Below are 2,333 nucleotides of genomic sequence, written 5' to 3'. Positions count from 1 at the left end.
CGCTGGCACTTTCGCGATCAGGTCTCGTTGCGCGAGATTTCCAGACGGCTGGGCGTGTCCAGAAACACGGTCAGGCGTTACATCCGGGCCGGCACGGTTCTGCCAGCCTATCCCGAGCGCCACAGCCCCAGCAAACTCGACGGGTTTGCCGCGAAGCTGGCAGGCTGGCTCAAGACCGAGGCGAACCGGCCGCGCAAGCAGCGCAGGACGCTCAGGCAGATACACGCGGATCTGTGCGCGCTTGGCTTCACGGGCTCCTATGACCGCGTGGCGGCGTTTGCCCGGCGCTGGCGGCAGGAACAGCACGAGCAGGCGAAGACCACGGGACGCGGAACGTTCGTGCCGCTGCGCTTTGCCCCTGGCGAGGCATTCCAGTTCGACTGGAGCGAGGACTGGGCGGTGATCAACGGCGAGCGTGTCAAGCTGCAGGTCGCGCAGCTCAAGCTCAGCCACAGCCGGGCCTTCTTCCTGCGTGCTTACCTGCTGCAGACCCACGAGATGCTGTTCGATGCGCATCATCATGCGTTCGTCGCCTGGGGTGGCATTCCACGCCGCGGCATCTACGACAACATGAAGACTGCCGTCGACCGGGTGCGTCCCGGCAAGGTGCGCGAGGTCAACGCGCGCTTCAGCGCGATGGTGAGCCACTACCTGTTTGATGCCGAGTTCTGTAACGTGGCTTCGGGCTGGGAGAAGGGGCAGATCGAGAAGAACGTCCAGGACAGCCGCCACCGCCTCTGGCAGAAGGTGCCGGCGTTCGGTTCACTGGCTGCGCTGAACGACTGGCTGGCCGACCAGTGCGTACTGCTGTGGCAGCAGACGCGGCACCCGGAGCAGGACATGACGGTCTGGGATGCGTGGTCGGCCGAGCGTCCGCACCTGATGCCGGTGGGCCAGCCGTTCGATGGCTTCGTCGAACATATCAAGCGCGTTTCACCCACCTGCCTGGTGAACTTCGAACGCAACCGCTACAGCGTGCCGGCGTCGTTCGCCAACCGGCCCATCAGCCTGCGTGTGTATGCCGCAAGGCTGGTGTTCGTGGCCGAGGGGCAGGTGATCGCCGAGCATGGGCGGCGTATCAACCGCAGCCATGACCGCGGCGAGACGATCTACGACTGGCGTCACTACCTGGCCGTCCTGCAGCGCAAACCGGGCGCACTGCGCAATGGCGCACCGTTCGCCGAGTTTCCAGAGGCCTTGCGCAGGCTGCAGGGCGTGCTGCTCAGGCACCCGGGCGGCGACCGCGAGATGGTCGAGATCCTGGCGCTGGTACTGCTGCACGACGAACAGATGGTGCTCACCGCAGTTGAGCGGGCGCTTGAGGCGGGTGTGCCGAACAAGCAGACGGTACTGAACATCCTCAGCCGTCTGCTCGACAGCCCGCCTGTGCCGCCGCTGCAGACGCCGCAGGCCTTCGCACTGAAGGTCGAGCCACAGGCCAACGTCGGCCGCTACGACCGCCTGCGTGGCCGGGAGGACAGCCATGCAGCCTGAGGCCATGATGCAGATGCTCAAGTCACTGAAGCTGCACGGCATGGCCCAGGCGCTGGGCGAACTCGCAGCGCAGGACTCGCCGGCGTACAAGGCGGCTTCGCTGGTGCTGGCCGGATTGCTCAAGGCGGAGATTGCCGAGCGCGAAGTGCGTTCCCTCGCGTACCAGATGAAGGTGGCACGCTTCCCGGCGTACCGCGACATGGGCGGGTTCGACTTCAGCTGCAGCGATGCCGACGAGGCACTGGTGCGCCAGCTGTACCAGTGCGACTTCATCGACTCGGCGCACAACATCGTGCTGGTGGGTGGACCCGGTACGGGCAAGACCCATCTGGCGACGGCCATCGGTGTGCAGGCGCTCGAACATCATCGCCGCCGTGTGCGTTTCTTCTCCACCATCGAACTGGTCAACGCACTCGAACAGGAGAAGCTGGGCGGCAAGCCCGGGCAGCTTGCAACACGGCTCATGTATGCCGACCTCGTGGTGCTGGACGAGCTCGGCTACCTGCCGTTCAGCCAGACCGGCGGGGCGCTGCTGTTCCATCTGCTCAGCAAGCTCTACGAGCGCACCAGCATCATCATCACCACCAACCTGAGCTTCGCCGAATGGGCCAGTGTGTTTGGCGATGCGAAGATGACCACCGCGCTGCTCGACCGGCTCACACACCACTGCCACATTGTAGAAACAGGCAACGATAGCTATCGTTTCAGAAACAGCACGACACAGCCAAAGAAGGAGCGAAAGAAGACCCAGATACCCACCGAATAACCCGCAAAGCTGGTCCAACGGGTGGGTCAGAATTCAATGCAAATCGTGGGTCAGGCTTCCGTGCAAATCAACA

General features: G+C 64.1%; 2 protein-coding genes. Both read left to right on the top strand.

The window, feature by feature from the left end; all coding sequences use genetic code 11:
* On the top strand, positions 1-1,494 hold a 1,494-nt coding region (istA, locus tag PKKP23_RS33235; protein ID WP_126880063.1), incomplete at its 5' end, for an IS21 family transposase.
* Positions 1,484-2,260, top strand: a complete 777-nt coding sequence (gene istB, locus PKKP23_RS33230) for an IS21-like element helper ATPase IstB (protein WP_126880062.1) — start codon at positions 1,484-1,486, stop codon at positions 2,258-2,260. The genes istA and istB, both read left to right, overlap by 11 nt.
* The last annotated feature ends 73 nt before the right edge of the window (positions 2,261-2,333 follow it).

This window comes from Paraburkholderia kururiensis JCM 10599 = LMG 19447 (assembly GCF_003986935.1).
GTDB classification, from domain to species: Bacteria; Pseudomonadota; Gammaproteobacteria; order Burkholderiales; family Burkholderiaceae; genus Paraburkholderia; species Paraburkholderia kururiensis.
Note: the sequence above shows the minus strand (reverse complement) of the source record. Positions and strands in the feature narration are given on the sequence as shown.

What these genes read in the sequence shown, in the direction of transcription:
- istB (WP_126880062.1), top strand. Translation starts at nt 1,484, where the DNA reads ATGCAGCCTGAGGCCATGATGCAGATGCTCAAGTCACTGAAGCTGCAC.